Below are 18,514 nucleotides of genomic sequence, written 5' to 3'. Positions count from 1 at the left end.
GGGCAGCCGAGCCGCCCCGGCGCCGCCTCAGACCAGGCGGCGCGCGGTCGCCCAGCGGGTCAGCTCGTGCCGGTTCGACAGTTGCAGCTTCCGCAGCACCGCCGACACATGGGACTCGACCGTCTTGACGGAGATGAACAGCTGCTTGGCGATCTCCTTGTAGGCGTAGCCGCGCGCGATCAGGCGCAGGACCTCGCGCTCGCGCTGGGTGAGACGGTCGAGGTCCTCGTCGACCGGCGGGGCGTCGGTGGAGGCGAAGGCGTCCAGGACGAACCCGGCCAGCCGCGGGGAGAAGACGGCGTCGCCCTCCTGTACCCGGAAGATCGAGTCGACCAGGTCGGTGCCGGTGATCGTCTTGGTGACATAGCCGCGGGCGCCGCCGCGGATCACGCCGATCACGTCCTCGGCGGCGTCCGACACGGACAGCGCGAGGAAGCGCACCGGCCGTTCGGCGTCCGCCGTCAGCGAGGCGCACCGGCGCAGCACTTCGACCCCGCCGCCGCCCGGCAGGTGCACATCGAGGAGGACCACCTCGGGCCGGGTCGCGGTGATCACCGAGACCGCCTGGTCGACGTCGGCGGCCTCGCCGACCACCTCGACGCCGGTCTGCTCGGTCTGGCCGATCTCCGCCTGGACACCGGTACGGAACATCCGGTGGTCGTCGACGAGGACCACGCGCACCCGGCGCCCGGCCTGCTCCGTGCCTTCCGCCGGGCCGTTCGCCTCGGTCGCGTCGCTCATGACGTCTTCTCCGCCCTCTCCATCTCCAGCTCGACCTCTGTGCCGCCGCCCGGCACGGACCGCAGCCGTGCCGTGCCGCCGTGCCGCTCCATGCGGCCGATGATCGATTCTCTGACACCCATGCGGTCGGCGGGTATCGAGTCGGGGTCGAAGCCGGGACCGCGGTCGCGGACGGACACGAAGACCGTCCTGCCCTCGGCTTCGGCGTAGACCTGGACGGCGCCGCCCTCGCCACCGTACTTGGCGGCGTTGACCATCGCCTCGCGCGCGGCCTGCATCTGCGCGCCCGTCCGTTCGTCGAGCGGGCAGTCGCCGACCACCACGACCTCGATGGGGACGCCGTGCTTGTCCTCGACCTCCGCGGCGTTGCGCCGGACCGCTTCGGCGAGGGTGGCGGGCTCGTCGGCCTCCTCCTTGCCGCTGCCCTCGGGCTTGTAGAGCCAGGTGCGCAGGTCACGCTCCTGGGCGCGGGCGAGGCGGCGCACCTCGTTCGCGTTCTCCGCGTTGCGCTGGATCAGGGTCAGGGTGTGCAGCACGGAGTCGTGGACATGGGCGGCGACCTCGGCGCGCTCCTGGGCGCGGATGCGCATCAGCCGCTCCTCGGAGAGGTCCTGGGTCATCCGCACGAGATACGGCCCGGCGAGCAGCGTGATGCCGACGAGCACGGCGAGCGAGGCCTGGAGCACCGCCCCGATGTGCGCGGCGGAGCCCTGCATGACGAAGACGCCCGAGACGCCCGCGGTGACGAGCAGGACGCCGACGCCCGCGCGCAGCAGCGAGAGCGTGCGGCGCCGGCTGCCGACCTCGACCCAGCGGGCCCGGCGGGCGTTGTCCGCCTGGCGCCAGACGAGCGCCACGCCGGCGGCGACCAGGACCGCGGGCAGGAGATAGGCCTTGGCGCCGCTGGTGAGGTTGACGCTGCCCACGAACACTATGGACACGACGACCATGAGGAGCAGCGCCGCGATCTGGCCTCTGTCGGGTCTGCGGGCGACGAGTCTGCGGCGGCCGTCCGCCGAGGTCTCGGTGGTGACCAGGGAGGGCGGCTTCTGACCGCCGACGCCGCCCAGGCCGAGGGGTACGAAGAACCAGAACGCGGCATACAGCAGTGCGCCGAGGCCGTTGGCCATGAACAGGCCGACGAAGACGAGCCGCACCCACACGACGGGCAGGCCGAGATGCCCGGCGAGCCCCCGCGCCACCCCACCGAGCCAACGGCCGTCGCTGCTGCGGTAGAGCTTGCGCGGCGGCCGCGGGTCGTCGAGGGGCGCTGCTGCGGCTTCCGGCATGCCATCGATGTTCACACGCCGGGAGTCCCCGGGCATCAGGGTCGGCCCCCGAGACTCCCCTGATCTTCGGATTTCTCCGCGGCGAGTGCCGGAACCTCCGGCGGCGATCGGCCCAAGTCCGTCGCCGAGGCCCGGTTCGAACGCTTCCCGGCTCGGCTTCGGGGCCGATTTCAGGGTTCGGCCAGGGTCATCCCGACTGCCGTTGCGGCGGCTCGGCCGTCACCATTGACTCATGACTGATCACGAGCACGCCGCGACGGGTCCGGGACCCGGCCCCGGCCCGCGGCCCGCCCCGGGCCCCGGGCCGTCGGATGCCGCGCCCGCCGCGACGGAGGCGGGCGGGACGGGGGCCACCGGGACGGAGGGCGACGCCACCGGCGCGGAAGCGGTCGCCGAGGCGCTCCCCCGGTTCCGGCGCGACCGCCGGCACAAGATGATCGCGGGCGTGTGCGCGGGGCTCGGGCGCCATACCGACCTGGACCCGGTGATCTTCCGCATCACCCTGGCCGTGCTGGCCGCGACCGGCGGCATCGGTCTCCTCTTCTACGGCTTCGCCTGGCTCTTCGTGCCCTACGAGGACGAGGAGGAGAACGAGGTCCGCAAGCTGCTGACCGGCCGGGTCGACGGGCAGGCCCTGGCGGCCGTGCTGTTCGCGCTGGTCGGCTGCGGAGTGCTGCTGACGATGATCAGGAACGGCGGGGTGCTGGCGTTCGCCGTCGTCCTCTCCGTTCTGCTGGCGGGCGCCGGGTACTGGTCGCGGCGGCGGGGCGCCCCGGACCCCGACCCGCTGGCCGCGCAGGCGGTGGCCGACGCCCCTCCCGAGGCCCAGGCACCGCCGATCTCGATCACCTACCCGTCGTGGTGGCGCGACCCGATCGTCAAGGACGGCACGCATGTCGGGGGCACCGGCTATCTGTGGGGCCCCGGCGACGCCCGCGGCCGGGACGTCCCGGGACTCGACTTCCGGCTGAGCACCCCGTGGGTCCACGGCCAGGACATACGTGCCCGGCAGAGCGCGCCCCCGAGACCGCGCGGACCGCGCTGGATCGGCGGCTGGATCTTCCTGTTCGCCCTGCTGGCGGCCGGCCTGGGCACGGGCCTGACATGGGACACGCATCCGCTGGGCACCAGCCTCCAGGCCGGTCTGGCCGGCGCGCTGATCGTGTTCGGCCTGGGTACGGCGGTCAGCTCGTTCCTGGGACGCACGGGGGCCGGCTCACTGTTCCTGGCGCTCGTCACGGCGGGCCTGCTCGCGGCGGCGACGGCCCTGCCGTCCGACATCAGCACCCACTGGACGCGCGAGAGCTGGACCCCGGCCACGGCGGCGGAGGTGTCGCCGACGTACGACCTCGGGACGGGCGTCGCCACGCTCGACCTGACCCGTATACGCGTCGGCCGGGGACAGACGGTGTCGACGGCCGCCGAGGTGGGGGCGGGCCGGCTGAAGATCGTCGTGCCGGCGGACGTGACCGTGCGGATGAGCATCGACGTGGGAGTGGGCGACATCCAGTTGCCCGGTGACGACAAGAAGGACGTGGACGTGGAACCGGGCAAGCACAAGGACGTGACGCTGCGGCCGACGGGCGGCGCGAAGAACACGGGCACGCTCGACCTGGATCTCCAGGTCGGCGCGGGACAGGTGGAGGTGAGCCGTGCTGCGGCATGAGTTCCAGCCCGGGCGGCTGATCGTGGGTGTCTTCCTCACGGCATCGGGAATCGCCTACGCCGGTGACGCGGGGGGCCTGTGGACGACCGAGTGGTTCGCGGTCATCCCCGTGATGGTGGTCGGCCTCTTCCTGGCAGGCGTGACCGCGTCCCTGACCCGGGCGATACGCAGGCGCCGCGCACCGGAGAACTAGGGCGCGCCGGCGGGGTGCTAGCGCAGGCCCCCGGACCGGTGTCGGCGCCGGGCACGCAGCATCGCGTCCAAGGAGAGGTAGGGGGCGCCGGCCAGGACCAGGGGCAGCCAGGCCATCAGGTAGGCGAGGTCGTTGCCGTAGTAGTACGGGGAGTTGGCCCAGCTGATGGTCAGCCAGAGGCTGAGCGAGATCAGCGCACCGCCGAGGGCGGCCAGGCGGGCCAGCAGGCCGAAGAGGGTGCCGAGGCCGACGGCGAGTTCGCCGATGGCGATCGCGGTGCCGAAGCCGACGGGGTTCTTCAGGGCCAGGTCGACCAGGGCCGGGATCGCGGCGGAGTCGCGGACCGCGCGCATGGTGTCGCCGATCGAGCCGGAGCCGCCGGACTTCAGGAAGGCGCTGTCGGTCAGCTTGTCCAGGCCGGCGTAGATGAACGTGACGCCGAGGAAGATCCGCAAGGGAAGGAGGGCGTATCGGGTGGCGGTGTCGCGAAGACCACGATCGCCGTCGAGATACGGGGGGTGCGTGTCCGTACGAATGCCGTGAGTCATCGCCACTAGCCGCCTCTCGCCGCTGTACCCAGAGCCCCCAACAGACCATACGTACGACAACCGCGCCCGGCTCAACCCTCCTCCGGATATTTTTACGAATTTCGGCCGGTCTTCGTCATCCGCCCGCGGGCCGCCTCACCCGGCCGCCCCCCCCTCACCCGGTCCCGTTACTCGGTCACCTCCACCACGCACCGATTGGTGGCGGCCCCGGCCGCCGTCACCACCTGGATCTCGACCCAGCCGGGTTCCACCTCGGCGGGGACGGGGACGGTGAGGAGGCTGTCCGTGGGGTTGCTGAAGCCGCCGGCGACGGGGACCAGGGGCACATGGACGTTGACCGCGCCGACGCGGACGACCATGCGGGAGAGGCGGTCGGCGGTCTGGGCGCCGGGCGGGACGAAGCCGGTGCCGCGGATCTCGATGTCGTCGCCCGTGCGGATGGGCGCGTCCAGGTCACCGGCCTCGCGGGCGCGGACGACGGAGAGGATGACCGGGCGGCCGCCCTCGGCGTACTTGCCGGCGAGGTAGGTCGCGGCGGAGATCAGGACCACCGTCGCGAGGCCCCAGGGGAGGTCCGGGAGCTGGTCGGGGCGGCGGGCGAGGCGTACGGCGGCGAAGACGAGGGCGACGGCGCTGATCACGACGTACTGGATGTCGGCGAAGGTGCCCCGGCCGGAGTCGTCGGTGAGCAGATCGGCCGCGCGGGGGCGGTGCGCGCGCACCTTCTGCAGGCGCTGGCCGACGATGCGCAGGCCGACCACCCGGCGCACCAGGACGGCGATGCCGCAGACCACGGCGAGGACGGTCACCATACCGGCGCCGCGGGCGAGATCGAGGCCGGAGATGAGGGCGTCCCGGTCGGCGGGAGAGGAGGCGACGGCCAGGCGGCAGGCCAGGACGAGTACGGCGTAGGCGACGAAGAGGACCCAGGAGGCGGCCACGGTGCGGGAGGTGGACATGCGGTTGTCCTCGCCGATCACGGGGGCGAGCACTCCGCCGCGCGAGCGGTGGAACCAGGAGGCGGCGGTCAGCGTGAGGGCCACGGCCACGGCGGCGACCAGTCCGGCGGTGCGGGCGCTGGTCCAGCCGGCGCCGATCGCGGTGAGGGACTGGGCGAGCAGCATGATCACGACGGCCGCCCAGACCGTGCACGCGGTGCGCAGCCAGAGCCGGGCGAGCCAGGCCTCGCCCTCGGCACGGCCGCGTTCGGCGACCACCTCGGCGGACTGGGAGAGCTCCTCGGAGACCCACTGGCGGGAGGCGGAGGCGGAGTGGGCCACCGCCGCGGGCAGCCCTTGTCCGGCCGCGAACTCCTCCCGTTTGAGGAGGAATTCGGCGACCGCCCGCCGGTGCCCCTCGCGTGCCCCGTGCGGACAGTCCCCGCACGCGCACCCGCCCCCGTGGACACCGGAACCGGCACCCTGCCTCGCCTCCTGCACCGCCACGCCCGACGCCCGCCTTCCCCACGCCCGGGGCACGACGCGCAGGGCCCTCCCCGGGGCCGGACGACGCCGTGCAACTCCCTTGTGTCGAGAGCGAATTGTGCCCTACGCCACGCTGTTCGCGTTCAGCAGGTTGGTCACGACGGGTGAAGGTACGGCCGACAGGTTGACCCGACTGCGAGAATTCCCCCATGGCCGAGATCATCCAGCGGGACGGGACCTGGGCCTTCGACGGCAGCACGGTCCGGATCACGCCGGGACGCCATCGCTCCGTGCCGCTGTTCCGGCAGACGTACGGGGAGATCGCCGTACCGCTGGAGGCGGTGTCGGGGGTGGTGTACGAGCCGGAGCGCAAACGCGGGCGGATGCGGCTGCGGCTGCGCGAGGGCGCGGATCCCTTGCTGCAGGCGACGGGCGGGCGGCTGCCGGAAGGAGCGGATCCGTACCTGCTGACGGTGGACGGGGACCGCTTTGGGGTGGCGGAGTACGTCGTGGCGGAGATCCGGCAGTCGCTGCTGCTGGACCAGATCCCCACGGAGCCGACGAAGGCGTATCTGCTGCCGGGACCGCCGGTGCCGGTGTCGGTGCGGTCCTCGGACGGCACGGTGTCGTTCGACGGTATGCAGGTGCGGATCGACTGGGCCGACACCTCCGACCGGGTCAAGCGGGCGACCGGGCCCCGGATCATCGGCGTCGGCGACCTGGTGCAGGTGGAGTGGCTGCCCAACTCCGGCTACGAGGACGGCTTTCTGCGGTTCGTCACCCGGGAGACGGTGTTCTCGAAGCTGCCGGCGGAGCGCGACCCCTACGCCCTGGACCTGTGGGGCAGTGTCCGCCGCGATCTGCTGACGGCGCTGGTCGCGGCGGCGGTCACGGCGCGGCTGCCGCATCCCTCGACCCACGCGGGCGCGGAGTACGCCGACCGGGACCGGCCCCCGGCGGCCGTGCCGCGCCAGTCGGCCGACCATCACGACATACTGCTGCGCAGGCTGCGGGAGTTGGGCGAGCTGCACCGGGACGGGGTACTCACGGACGAGGAGTTCGCGCTGACGAAGGCGGCCGTGCTCCGGAGTTTCTGAGGCCGCTAGCTCAGCAGGTCCGGTTCGGCGCGGCTGATGTCCTGCCACACGGGCTGGTAGTTGATCCAGGCCACCAGGTCGCCGCCGAGCTGTTCGCGGGTGGCGACGGCGAGTTTGTGGTCGATGAGCAGCGGGCGGCCGGCGGCTTTGGCGGTCAGCTGGACCTGCGCGGACTTCTCCATCGACAGGAACCACCAGGCGGCCGCGTCCACCGAGTCGCCGACCGTCAGCAGCCCGTGGTTGCGCAGCACCAGTGCCTTGCGGGAGCCGAGGGCGCCGGCGATCCGGCGGCCTTCCTCGGCGTCGACGGCGACCCCGGTGTAGGCGTCGTAGAGGGCGTGGTCCTCGTAGAAGGCGCAGCTCTCCTGGCTGATCGGGTCGAGCAGGTCGCCGAGGGCGGACAGGGCGCGGCCGTGCACGGAGTGGCAGTGGGCGACGGCGACGACGTCCGGGCGGGCCGCGTGCACCTGGGCGTGGACGGTGAAGGCGGCCTGGTTGACGTGGTAGCGGCCCTCGATCACCTGGCCGTCCTGGTTGGCCAGGACGAGGTCGCTGACGGTGACGTGCTTGAACGGCATGCCGAACGGGTTGACCCAGAAACAGTTCGAGTACTCGGGGTCGCGGGCGGTGATGTGCCCGGACACCCCGTCCTCGAATCCGGCCCGGCCGAAGATCCGCAGCGCGCCCGCGAGCCGTTCCTTGAGATGCCGGCGCTCGTCGTCGAGCGAGTCGTGCATCGGCGGCATCGCGAACCGGAGCTGATCGGTGGGCAGCGGCAGGGGCGGAGTCGGCCCGTGCATAGGTCCTCCAGCACTGGGTTTGTGTTACGGGCGGAAGTTACCGTCGGTCAGCGCAGGAAAACAGAGCTGTTCTGTAAAGATGACGCGCGCGAGCAAATCACGACAGAAGGTGTCGGGTATCGGCAGCACACTGGCTCGTATGACACGTACAGCCCCTCCGAGCGGAACAGCCGGTACCGACTGGGCGGCCTTCGTCGCCGCCGCGCCCGACCTGGCGCGAACCGTCGAGGAACGCTTCGCCGCCCACCGCCACCACGTCCTGGCCACCCTCCGCAGGGACGGCTCCCCCCGCACCTCGGGCCTGGAGGTGCGCTTCCTGGACGGCGGGGTCTGGCTCGGCATGATGCCGGACTCGGTGAAGGCGCTCGACCTGCTGCGCGACCCGCGGTTCGCGCTCCAGGCCAATCCGGGGGACGGCACCGGCATGGGCGGCGGGGACGTACGGATCGCCGGGCGGGCGTACGAGGTCGTGGATCCGGCGGTGAAGGGGGCGTACATGGCAGAGGTGGAACCGCCGGAGCCGTTCCACCTCTTCCGTACCGAGCTGACGGAGGTCGTGCGGACCCGCGTCGAGGACGACACCTATCTGGTCGTCGAGATCTGGCAGCCCGGTGCGCCCCTGCGCACCGTCAGGCGCAGATAGGACCTACGCGCCCGCTCGCCTACTCCCACTCGATGGTGCCCGGCGGCTTCGAGGTGACGTCGAGGACGACCCGGTTGACGTCACTGACCTCGTTGGTGATCCGGGTGGAGATCTTCGCGAGGACGTCGTACGGCAGGCGGGACCAGTCGGCCGTCATGGCGTCCTCGGAGGAGACCGGGCGCAGCACGATCGGGTGGCCGTAGGTGCGGCCGTCGCCCTGGACGCCGACCGAGCGGACGTCCGCGAGCAGGACCACCGGGCACTGCCAGATGTCGCGGTCGAGACCGGCCGCGGTCAGCTCCTCGCGGGCGATGGCGTCGGCCTCGCGGAGCAGGTCGAGGCGGTCCTTGGTCACCTCGCCGACGATCCGGATGCCGAGGCCGGGGCCGGGGAACGGCTGGCGCTGGACGATCTCCTCCGGCAGGCCGAGCTCCTGGCCGACCATCCGGACCTCGTCCTTGAAGAGCTTGCGGAGCGGCTCGACGAGCTTGAACTCCAGGTCCTCGGGGAGACCGCCGACGTTGTGGTGGGACTTGATGTTGGCGGTGCCGGTGCCGCCGCCGGACTCGACGACGTCCGGGTAGAGCGTGCCCTGCACCAGGAACGCGACCTCGGGGCCCTCGTCCGCGATGATCTCGGCCTGGGCCTGCTCGAAGACCCGGATGAACTCGCGGCCGATGATCTTGCGCTTCTCCTCCGGGTCGGAGACGCCCTTGAGGGCGGTCAGGAAGCGCTCCTCGGCGTCCACGACGACCAGCTTGACGCCGGTCGCGGCCACGAAGTCCTTCTCGACCTGCTCGGTCTCGCCCTTGCGCATCAGACCGTGGTCGACATACACGCAGGTCAGCTGGTCACCGATGGCGCGCGCGACGAGCGCGGCGGCGACGGCGGAGTCCACGCCGCCGGACAGACCGCAGATGGCGCGCTTGTCGCCGACCTGCTCGCGGATGAGGGCGACCTGCTCCTCGATCACGTTGCCGGTGGTCCAGGACGGGGTGAGGCCCGCGCCCCGGTACAGGAAGTGCTCCAGGACCTGCTGGCCGTGCGTGGAGTGCATGACCTCGGGGTGGTACTGGACGCCGTAGAGCTTCTTCTCGTCGTTCTCGAAGGCGGCGACCGGGACGACGTCCGTGGACGCGGTGACGGCGAAGCCCTCGGGGGCGGCGGAGCAGGCGTCGCCGTGCGACATCCACACGTGCTGCTCGTCCGGGGTGCCCTCGAAGAGGGTGGAGGCCGGCCGGGAGACGTGCAGGTCGGTACGGCCGTACTCACGGGAGCCGGTGTTGTCCACCCTGCCGCCGAGGGACTGTGCCATCAGCTGGAAGCCGTAGCACATGCCGAAGACGGGGACGCCGGCCTCGAAGAGCGCGCGGTCCAGGCGGGGGGCACCCTCCTCGTACACGGACGAGGGGCCGCCGGAGAGGATGATCGCCGCCGGGTTCTTGGCGAGCATCTCGGCGACCGGCATGGTGCTCGGCACGATCTCGCTGTAGACCCGGGCCTCGCGGACGCGGCGGGCGATGAGCTGGGCGTACTGCGCGCCGAAGTCGACGACCAGGACGGTGTCGGGGGTGGCGGCAGCGGGAGTCGCTGATGACACGGGGTGCCTTCCGGCGGTGGGGCGGGGGTCTGTGGTTACCGATTCTAACGGGGCGGGCGTGGGACACCCCGACGAGGTGATGTGGCATACTCGCCGCCATGCTCACCCAGACGACCTTCCTCTTTACCTATGGCAACCGGCCCGCCGGCTGCCATGGTCGTCACGCTTGAGCAACTGACAAGCGACTTCCCCAGGCGCCCCGGGCCGACAAGGTCCGGGGCGCCTGGTGTTTCTCCGGATCGTGCCGGCCCGGGGAGTCTCCCGAGAACCAGGAGCCCCCGACATGACCGCCAGCCCCGCCGAGCAGCACGTCAGCCCCGCCGAGAAGACCGGTGCCCGTACCGCCGAGGCCGCCGATGTGATCACCGGTGCGCGGGAGCGCATCGACGCGCTCGACGACCGGATCATCGGTCTGATCCAGGAGCGGATGGCGGTCTCCGCCGTCATCCAGGAGGCCCGGATCACCTCCGGCGGCCGCCGGGTGAACCTGTCCCGGGAGATGGAGGTCCTCGGCCACTACAGCGGGGCGCTCGGCAGGCCGGGCACCTCCCTCGCCATGACACTCCTCGAACTGTGCCGCGGCCGCATCTGAGCCGGTCGCACCTGAGTCGGTCGGATCTGGGTTCGGGCGGATCTGAGTTCGGGGCCTTCTCACCCGTACGGCGCGTGACCGGCACGCGAACCGCTTCGTTGGTGGGGTGTCCGTGTCAGCCAGGGGCGGGCCCGAAAGAACCACGCGTGGCTCACTGGAGCGATGAGGCGTACGGATCATGCCGTGCGCCGTGGGACCTCGCTCCAGTCACGTGACCGGACGGCAGGGGACAGCAGCCCGGTCACACCAGAGACGGCCGGCTCCGGGGACGCCCGGGGCCGACCGGCGGAAAATTGCAAAAATGCACAAGGGCTGGGTCAAACGGTTGCGGAGGCCGCGTGCATCCAGCACGATGCCTAGAAGGCCCCCAAGGCCTTCACAGCTCCCAAGTCCCAGTTCAGGCAACGGAATTGCCGTGTGCCGAACCGTCCGTCAAAGGTCGAGACCTGCCGTACGCCCCGAGTACGCCGGGGCGCCGACCCGGGGCACGGACGGTGGCGCAGGGCACAGAGACCAGCGGCGCAACCCCCCGGCGCCGCTCCCCGGCACCGGCGCTGCCCTGACGTCGGTGCTGACGGAAGAAGGGCCCCGCGGCTCCGTCCCGCGGGGCCCTTCGCCTGCCCGCAGGCACCCGCACACCCGCGCGCCCTCAGACGGCTAGGTACGGCTCACCGTGCCGCATCCCTCCGGCTCGTTCCCGAGTTTCCGGCTGCGGTCGTACGGGTCGATCGACGGGCCGGACGGGGCGGCGCTGCCGGTCGGCGCCTGGGACGGGAACTGCGGGTGCAGATAGCCGTCGTTGATGTCGCAGGCCGAGTTGCCGGCGTCTTGGTCGTAGCTCAGCAGGGTCAGGCGGCCGGGGGTGACCTGGTAGTGCGCGGGGTCGGAGAGTTCGGTGTCGATGACCCGGCGCACGATGGTGCGGGTGACCTCGGTGGAGCCGTCGGGACGGACGACCGGGTAGACGAAGGTGAAGTCGGCGTGCACGGCCACGCCCGCGAACTTGCCCTTGGCGAAGGTGATCCGGCCGCGCGTCTTGACGACCTGGCCGGCCAGGTGCACGTCCTCGGGGTCGAAGCGGGTGAAGAGTGACAGCGGATCGTGGGTCTTGCTCGGGGTGCGCAGAGCGGTGTTGAGCTCGTCGAGCAGGCGGGGCTGCTTGGGGTCGAGCACGGCGAGTGCGGCATCGGGGTGCGCGCCGGCCACGACCTCGGGGTTGAGGTTGGCGTCGACCAGCAGCTTCTTGGTCTGCTGGAGGGCCAGTTCGACGCGGTCCTTGGGGATCGAGCCGAGCGCGGTGGCCTTCGGCAGCACGATGCCGTCCGCGCCGTCGGCCCAGCGCAGCGCCGGGGAACCGGCGAACGGGTGGGCGAGGGTGGGGGTGTCGGCGGCGACCGCGGACGGCGGCGCGGTCGGGGCGGCGGTCTCGGCGGGGAGCTGCGAGGTGGCGGCGTCGGTGTCGGTACCGGAGGACGAGCCGAAGGGATCGCCGGGGATCAGTGAGGGCCGCATGGCCACGACGGCCACGGCGATCGCCACCGGCAGGCCCACGACCGCCCAGATCTTACGGCGCCGGGCGGCCCGCCCGTCCCTCTCCTGCCAGGCCGGACCGGTCCGCCAACCCTCGGGCTCCTGGCGGCCCTTGAGCCGCTCGGTCACCTCACGGGCCCGGGCGGAGGCCTCCTTCGGAGCGGACTTGCGGATGTCGCGCTCGGTGTCGCGAATGAACTGCTCCCACACCTCATCGGGTATGGAGGAGGACGACGACGGTTCGTCCCCCGACGACTGCTCGGACCGTCTGTCAGACATGACACTCTCTCGTTCGGCCGTTCGACGGGGGCGAGAATAGCCTCGGGACCGGCCGGCGACACGCCCCTGCCCGTGATCCGCTGCGTCACCTGCCCCGGGGCGGGCCGTACCGCGCCCGGGGGCATTCGTCCGGGGACATGGGCAGGCCTCCGAGAGCGACCGGTCCGGGTAGCAGGCACCCCAGGGCGAAGTGACGACCGTCACATAAGAATCCTGTGATTGTGGAGGCAACCATTCTCTGGATTCGCCGGTCACATCACCGGAACCAGCGGTTACATCCGTCTGCCGCACCTACGTCACGGGGGTCCTCATGAAGCTTCGCCGCGCCATGGCCGCAGCAGCAGCCACGGCTGTCATCGCGCCGGTCGCCCTGCTGTCCGCACCGGCCGCCTTCGCGGACGACACGCCCTCTACGCCCGCGTCCGAGTCCGCGCCGAGCGAGATCCCGAGCGACAGCGCGCCGGCGTCCGAGCCCCCGTCGGACTCCGCCTCGCCGAGCGACAGCGCGCCGGCTTCCGAGCCCCCGTCGGACTCCGCCTCGCCCAGCGACAGCGCGAGCGCCAGCGCGTCGGCGTCCGCGTCCGCCTCGGCCGAGCCGTCCGAGTCGGCGGAGCCCAGCGAGGACCCGTCCGACCCGGACGTCCCGTACTGCGAGGACCTCGACGAGGACTTCAGCAACGCCAAGGTGTCCGCCGACATCAAGGGCCTGCCCGGCAAGATCGTCGCGGGTGACGGCTTCCACGGCTTCAAGCTGGTCGTGACCAACGAGTCCAAGACCGACATCGAGGGTGTCGCCTTCTACGCCGAGATCGAGAACTACGAGCTCACCGAGTCGAAGTACCTCAGCCCGTACGTCGACCTGGAGTTCAAGAACCCCGACAGCGGCTCCTGGGACCGGATCGGCAGCGACGACTGGGCCGGCGACTACTTCTTCTACGTCGAGAAGCTCAAGTCCGGCGCGAGCAAGTCGGTCGACCTGCGCGTCTCCATCGACGCCAAGGCGCCCGCCGGTGACGCCTACTCCTTCGGCTCCGGCGCCTACCTCGACAAGGTCGACGGCCAGGACTGCATCGCCGAGGGCTGGGCCCAGTACGACTTCACGGTCCTCAAGGCCGGCTCGTCCAACCCGGACCCGGGTACGGCCACGCCGAGCGACGACGGCGGCAAGGACTCCGTGAAGAAGCCGCAGGGCAACGTCTCCGACCTGCCGACCGGCAACCTCGCCGAGACCGGCTCCAGCTCGGCCCTCCCGGTCATCGGCCTCGTCGGCGGGGTCGCCGTCGTGGCCGGCGCCGGTGCGGTGTTCGTGGTGCGGCGCCGGAAGGCCGGGGCGGCCGCATAACCATGTGAACGAGGTCGCGCGGACCGTCGTCGTACGGCGGCCGCGCACACCGGACGAAGAGGGACCTGGGCTCGGAGGGGGGCACAGGTCCCTCTTCGGCGTCCGGCTACTTCTTCGGGGGCACGGCCGGCATGCCGAGGAAGGGCAGCCGCAGCGCACCGAACGCCTCGGCCGGAACCACCGGCCGGTGCGGCTCGACCGGCCGGAGGCGCTCGTACGCCTCGCCCTGCCGGGGCCGCGGGTCCGCCTCGCCCTTGTTGGGCCAGTACGACATCGCACGCTCGGCCTGCGCGGTGATGGTGAGCGACGGGTTCACGCCCAGGTTCGCGGAGACGGCGGCGCCGTCCACGACCGAGATGCCCGGGTGGCCGTAGAGCCGGTGGTACGGGTCGATGACCCCGGTCTCGCGTGAGTCGCCGATCGGGCAGCCGCCGAGGAAGTGCGCGGTGAGCGGGGTGCCCATCAGCTCGCCGACGTTGCTGCCGGCGAAGCCGTTGATCTCGGCGGCCAGCACGGTGGCCGCCTCCGATGCGGCCCTGATCTGCTTGGGGTTGGGGGCACCGTGGCCCTGCCGGGCGGTGAGCAGGCCCTTGCCGACGCCGTCCGGTTTCAGATACGTCGTCAGGGAGTTGTCCAGCGACTGCATCACCAGGCCGATGATGGTCCGCTCCGACCAGCGCCGGTTGGAGAGCGAACGCAGCACGAGGAGGGGGTGGCGGGCCGCGTTCGCCAGCCAGCCGAGGACGCGGGAGGAGCCCTCCGCGTACGGCACCTGGAGGATGGACATGCCGCCCATCGCGTTGGAGCCCTTGCCGTAGCGGACCGGCTCGATGTGCGTGTTCTCGTCCGGGTGGATCGAGGACGTGATCGCGACGCCCCGGGTGAAGTCCGCCTTCGGGGTGCCGTGCGCCTTGCGGTAGCGGCGGTCGTCGGTCTGGGCGCCGACCAGGGCCTCGGAGTTGGTACGGGTCAGGTCGCCCAGCCGGTCGGAGAGGTACGGCAGCTGGCCGCCGGCCTTCATCCGGTGCAGCAGGGTCTGGGTGCCGTAGGTGCCGGCCGCGACGACGACCCGGCGCGCCTTGAGGATCCGCCCCTCCGCCTTCTTGTCGTCGGTGGGGAGGGTGGCGATCGCGTAGCCGCCCTGGGAGTCGTCGGTGACGGAGACGACGGTGGTCATGGGGTGGACGACCGCGCCCGCCTGCTCGGCGAGGTGCAGGTAGTTCTCGTTGAGGGTGTTCTTCGCGCCGTGCCGGCAGCCGGTCATGCACTCGCCGCACTCGGTGCAGGCGTTGCGGGCGGGGCCGGCCCCGCCGAAGTAGGGGTCGGCGACCTGGTCGCCTGGCGCGGCCTTCGCCTCGCCGTCGGCGTCCTTGCCGTCGCCGAAGAAGACGCCGACGGGGGCGAGATGGAAGGTGTCGCCGACGCCGAGTTTCTCCGCCGCCGCCTTCAGGTGGACGTCGGAGGGGGTCATCGTCGGGTTGAGCCGTACGCCGAGCATGCGTTGTGCCTGGTCGTAGTACGGCTTCAGCTCCTCCTGCCAGTCCGTGATGCCACGCCACTGGGGGTCGTCGAAGAAGGCCTTCGGGGGGACGTAGAGGGTGTTGGCGTAGTTGAGCGAGCCGCCGCCGACGCCCGCACCGGCCAGCACCATGACGTTGCCGAGGAGATGGATGCGCTGGATGCCGTAGCAGCCGAGTGCGGGGGCCCAGAGGTAGTTCTTGATGTCCCAGGAGTTCTTGGGGAGGGTGGTGCGGGTGAAGCGGCGGCCGGCTTCCAGGACGCCGACTTTGTAGCCCTTTTCTGTGAGGCGCAGGGCGGTGACGGAGCCGCCGAATCCCGAGCCGACGACGATGACGTCGTAGTCGTAGGCATCCTGGGGCACGATTTCTCCTCTTTGAGCGTACGTGCGGGTTGTGTGTGGCTGGTCGCGGCCACGCCTCGGAGCCGCATATCGATACGGCCCGCGCCCCCAAACAAAACGGGTCGGCTAGCGCAGCCTCAGTGCCTTCATCACCCGGAGGCTGGTGCTCATGAACTGGGCGTACTTCTCGTCGTCCATCCCCAGCGAGGGAGCCATCGGCAGCAGGCGCTGCTGGGCGACCGTCTGCGCCTCCGTGTACTTGAGGATGCCCTCCGAGCCGTGACGCCGGCCCAGGCCCGAGTCCTTCATGCCGCCCATCGGGGACTGGACGCTGCCGTAGGCGGGGGCGTAGCCCTCGTTGACGTTGACCGTGCCGGTGCGCAGGCGGGCGGCGACCTCGCGGCCGTGGCCGCCGTTCTTCGTCCAGACCGACGAATTGAGGCCGTACGGGGTCGCGTTGGCGTGCTCGACGGCCTCCTCCTCCGTCTTGAAGCGGTAGAGGGAGACGACCGGGCCGAAGGTCTCCTCCGTGCAGACGGCCATCGCGTCCTCGACGCCGTCGAGGATGGTCGGCTCGTAGAAGTAGGGGCCGATGTCGGGGCGGGCGGTGCCGCCGGCGACGACCGTCGCGCCCTTCTCCACGGCCTCCGCCACATGCCGCGTGACCGTCTCCAGCTGGCGCTCCCCGACCAGGGACCCCATGTCCGCGCCGTACGCGAGGGACCGGCCGAGGCGCATCGCCTTGGTACGGGCGGCGAAGCGCTCGACGAAGGCGTCGGCGATCGACTCGTGGACGTACAGCCGCTCGATGGAGATGCAGAGCTGGCCGGCCGAGGAGAAGCAGGCGCGGACCGCACCGGCGGCCGCCTTCTCTATGTCGGCGTCCGCCAGGACCAGCATGGCGTTCTTGCCGCCGAGTTCGAGGGAGACGCCGACGAGCCGGGCGGCGGCACCCTGGGCGACCTCGCGGCCGGTGCGGGTGGAGCCGGTGAAGGAGACGTAGTCGGCGTGCTTGACGACCTCGGGGCCGACGACCGGGCCCTCGCCGAGGACGACCTGGAAGACGTCGGCGGGCAGCCCGGCCTCGATGAGGATGTCCCGGGCCCACAGGGCGGTCAGGCAGGTCTCGGTGTCCGGCTTCATGACGACCGCGTTGCCCGCGACGAAGGCAGGGAGCGCGTCGCCGACGGAGAGTTCGAGGGGGTAGTTCCAGGGGGCGATCTGGCCCACCACGCCCCGCGGGTGGCGCAGTTCGGTGACCTTGGTGAGGGTGGGCATGGCACCGGCGTGCCGCTTGGGGCGGAGGTAGGAGGGGGCCTTGCGGCCGTAGTGGCGGGCGGCGACGGCGACCGCCTGCACCTCCTCGTGCGCGTGCAGCCGGGCCTTGCCGGTCTCCAGCTGGATGAGGTCGAGGACCTCGGCCTGCCGGGCCAGCACCAGGTCGTGGAAGCGGAGCAGGACGGCCGCGCGCTGCCGCACCGGCACCTTCGCCCACACGGCCTGTGCGGCGCGGGCGGCGTCGAAGGCCTTCGCCACGTCCTCGGGGGTGGACTCGGGCAGGTCGGCCAGCTTCTCGCCGGTGAAGGGCATGTGGTTGGCCGTGCGTCCGGAGCCGGCGACGCCCTTGGTGAGCTGGGCGACCAGCTCGGGCGTGACCACGTCGGCGGCCGTTCTGGCGCCCGCGGGGGCGGGGGCGAGGGGATTCGTGCCGGTGTGCGCCGGTGCGTGGGCCGGGGCCTGCGAGTCCGTCATGAGCCGCAGGGTATTCGGGAGCGGGGCCTTTGGGTACCCGTGGGTAACCCGGATTCACCGAGTACACACATAGCGCCAGTGATCACTGGCAGAGAATGTGCTGATCAGGGTGTTGGACGGGGACGGTCAGCGCCGGTCAGCCGCGTTCCGGTTTCTTGGCGAGCAGGAGGCCGAGCGCGGCGAAGGGGGTGAGGCGGCGGGGCTCGGGGGCCGGCGGGGGCGATGCGGCCGGGGGCGGCGACTGTGCCGGTGCGATGGGTTCCGTGACCCACTTCGGCAGGGCCTCCCCCGCGACCGCGGCGAGGACCTCGGCGGCCTCCGGGGCGGCCGGCCGGGCCTCCGGGTCGGGGGCGAGGAGCCTGTCCAGGAGCGGGCCGAGGGGACCGGCGTCCGGCCCGCCGGCCGCCCGCAGCAGCGCGCCCAGGGACCACAGGTCGGAGGCGGGACCGGCGCCGCGCCCCGCGGCACACTCGGGCGCGACGAAACCGCCGAAACCACCGAAACCGTCGGAGCCGCCGTCGCCGGAGCCGTCCTCGCCGGAGCCGTCCTCGCCGTCGCCGGAGCCGGTGTGCCCCTGCTGCCCCGCACCGATACCGAAGTCGGTCAGCACGACCCGCTCGCCCCCGGCCTCCAGGAGAACGTTGGACGGCTTGAGGTCACGGTGCACGATGCCGACACAGTGGGCGGCATGCAGGGCACCGAGCACCGCGAGCCCGATCCGGGCGGCCTCGGCGGGAGCCAGCGGACCGTGCGCGGCGAGGGCTTCCTGGAGCGACTCGCCCTCCACCAACTCCATGACGACCCAAGGAAGTTCGCCTTCGAGGAGTACGTCGTGAATGGCGACGGCGGCCGGATGGTCGACGCGGGCGGCGGCGCGGGCCTCGTGCAGCAGGCGGTGTGCGGCGCGCTGCCGCTCCTCGTCGTCCGGCTCGCCGGTCAGGCGCGGCTCCTTGACGGCGACCTGCCGCCCGTCCTGCTCGTCCCGGGCGCGCCACACGGTGCCGGACGGCCCGGAGCCGATGCGCTCGGCGAGCCGATAGCGCCCACCGATCAGACGTTCCTCGACCGGCTGTTCGCCGTCTTCACTCATGTCACATGAGTACCTTGCGCACCATGCCCTTGTCGAAGCGGCGCGGTCAGAGGCCCACGGCCGGCGG

The 18,514-nt window shown here is 71.8% G+C and carries 16 protein-coding genes; 6 read left to right on the top strand and 10 right to left on the bottom strand.

From position 1 onward, the window contains the following. Nucleotides 1-27: 27 nt before the first annotated feature. Both ACFWXC_RS21445 and ACFWXC_RS21440 read right to left on the bottom strand, forming a co-directional pair. Nucleotides 28-741 (bottom strand): LuxR C-terminal-related transcriptional regulator, encoded by a 714-nt coding sequence (locus tag ACFWXC_RS21445; protein ID WP_384480857.1) that lies wholly within the window; start codon nt 739-741, stop codon nt 28-30. Beyond that, complete coding sequence (locus ACFWXC_RS21440) at nt 738-2,030, bottom strand: PspC domain-containing protein (protein ID WP_384480855.1); 1,293 nt, start codon at nt 2,028-2,030, stop codon at nt 738-740. Before ACFWXC_RS21440 ends, ACFWXC_RS21445 begins: the two co-directional genes overlap by 4 nt. 232 nt (nt 2,031-2,262) lie before the next feature. Here ACFWXC_RS21440 and ACFWXC_RS21435 point away from each other — a divergent pair, with 232 nt between their 5' ends. Further along, nucleotides 2,263-3,696 (top strand): PspC domain-containing protein, encoded by a 1,434-nt coding sequence (locus ACFWXC_RS21435; protein ID WP_384480853.1) that lies wholly within the window; start codon nt 2,263-2,265, stop codon nt 3,694-3,696. Further along, on the top strand, nt 3,683-3,889 hold the full coding sequence (locus ACFWXC_RS21430; RefSeq protein ID WP_384480851.1) for a hypothetical protein: 207 nt from the start codon (nt 3,683-3,685) through the stop codon (nt 3,887-3,889). The genes ACFWXC_RS21435 and ACFWXC_RS21430 overlap by 14 nt, the downstream gene beginning before the upstream one ends. 17 nt (nt 3,890-3,906) lie before the next feature. Here the strand turns inward: ACFWXC_RS21430 and ACFWXC_RS21425 are convergent, their stop codons facing one another. Both ACFWXC_RS21425 and ACFWXC_RS21420 read right to left on the bottom strand, forming a co-directional pair. Beyond that, nucleotides 3,907-4,437 carry a DoxX family protein gene (locus ACFWXC_RS21425; protein ID WP_351742095.1) on the bottom strand — a complete coding sequence of 177 codons (531 nt, stop codon included), beginning with the start codon at nt 4,435-4,437 and terminating at the stop codon, nt 3,907-3,909. Nucleotides 4,438-4,604: 167 nt separating this feature from the next. Then, entirely contained in the window at nt 4,605-5,882 is a 1,278-nt protein-coding gene (locus tag ACFWXC_RS21420) for a hypothetical protein (protein WP_384480848.1), read from the bottom strand. Between the two features lie 188 nt (nt 5,883-6,070). Here ACFWXC_RS21420 and ACFWXC_RS21415 point away from each other — a divergent pair, with 188 nt between their 5' ends. Beyond that, nucleotides 6,071-6,958 carry a DUF4429 domain-containing protein gene (locus ACFWXC_RS21415; RefSeq protein WP_384480846.1) on the top strand — a complete coding sequence of 296 codons (888 nt, stop codon included), beginning with the start codon at nt 6,071-6,073 and terminating at the stop codon, nt 6,956-6,958. A 5-nt stretch (nt 6,959-6,963) separates the two neighbouring features. Here ACFWXC_RS21415 and ACFWXC_RS21410 read toward each other — a convergent pair whose 3' ends face one another. Next, a complete protein-coding gene (locus tag ACFWXC_RS21410) occupies nt 6,964-7,758 on the bottom strand; it encodes a class II aldolase/adducin family protein (protein ID WP_384480844.1) in 795 nt (264 codons plus the stop codon). Between the two features lie 139 nt (nt 7,759-7,897). Here ACFWXC_RS21410 and ACFWXC_RS21405 point away from each other — a divergent pair, with 139 nt between their 5' ends. After that, complete coding sequence (locus ACFWXC_RS21405; protein WP_384480842.1) at nt 7,898-8,401, top strand: pyridoxamine 5'-phosphate oxidase family protein; 504 nt, start codon at nt 7,898-7,900, stop codon at nt 8,399-8,401. A 19-nt stretch (nt 8,402-8,420) separates the two neighbouring features. Here ACFWXC_RS21405 and guaA read toward each other — a convergent pair whose 3' ends face one another. Next, nucleotides 8,421-10,001 (bottom strand): glutamine-hydrolyzing GMP synthase, encoded by a 1,581-nt coding sequence (gene guaA, locus ACFWXC_RS21400; RefSeq protein ID WP_384480840.1) that lies wholly within the window; start codon nt 9,999-10,001, stop codon nt 8,421-8,423. A gap of 283 nt (nt 10,002-10,284) precedes the next feature. Between guaA and ACFWXC_RS21395 the strand changes: the two genes are divergently transcribed. Continuing rightward, nucleotides 10,285-10,593: a chorismate mutase gene (locus ACFWXC_RS21395; RefSeq protein WP_384480838.1), complete on the top strand. Its 309-nt coding sequence runs from the start codon at nt 10,285-10,287 to the stop codon at nt 10,591-10,593. Between the two features lie 657 nt (nt 10,594-11,250). Here the strand turns inward: ACFWXC_RS21395 and ACFWXC_RS21390 are convergent. Then, a complete protein-coding gene (locus ACFWXC_RS21390; RefSeq protein ID WP_384480836.1) occupies nt 11,251-12,402 on the bottom strand; it encodes a hypothetical protein in 1,152 nt (383 codons plus the stop codon). Between the two features lie 310 nt (nt 12,403-12,712). Here ACFWXC_RS21390 and ACFWXC_RS21385 point away from each other — a divergent pair, with 310 nt between their 5' ends. Next, entirely contained in the window at nt 12,713-13,744 is a 1,032-nt protein-coding gene (locus ACFWXC_RS21385; RefSeq protein ID WP_384480834.1) for an LAETG motif-containing sortase-dependent surface protein, read from the top strand. A gap of 106 nt (nt 13,745-13,850) precedes the next feature. Here the strand turns inward: ACFWXC_RS21385 and ACFWXC_RS21380 are convergent, their stop codons facing one another. The 3 genes from ACFWXC_RS21380 to ACFWXC_RS21370 all read right to left on the bottom strand — a co-directional run bounded on the left by ACFWXC_RS21380 (nt 13,851) and on the right by ACFWXC_RS21370 (nt 18,447). Then, the gene (locus ACFWXC_RS21380; RefSeq protein ID WP_384480832.1) at nt 13,851-15,626 is read right to left on the bottom strand and encodes a GMC family oxidoreductase N-terminal domain-containing protein; all 1,776 of its coding nucleotides are present in this window, start codon (nt 15,624-15,626) and stop codon (nt 13,851-13,853) included. Nucleotides 15,627-15,731: 105 nt separating this feature from the next. After that, complete coding sequence (locus ACFWXC_RS21375; RefSeq protein WP_384480830.1) at nt 15,732-17,357, bottom strand: succinic semialdehyde dehydrogenase; 1,626 nt, start codon at nt 17,355-17,357, stop codon at nt 15,732-15,734. 136 nt (nt 17,358-17,493) lie between these two features. Next, nucleotides 17,494-18,447: a serine/threonine-protein kinase gene (locus ACFWXC_RS21370; RefSeq protein ID WP_384480828.1), complete on the bottom strand. Its 954-nt coding sequence runs from the start codon at nt 18,445-18,447 to the stop codon at nt 17,494-17,496. Between the last annotated feature and the right edge of the window lie 67 nt (nt 18,448-18,514).

This window comes from Streptomyces sp. NPDC058683 (assembly GCF_042716195.1).
Classification (GTDB): domain Bacteria; phylum Actinomycetota; class Actinomycetes; order Streptomycetales; family Streptomycetaceae; genus Streptomyces.
Note: the sequence above shows the minus strand (reverse complement) of the source record. Positions and strands in the feature narration are given on the sequence as shown.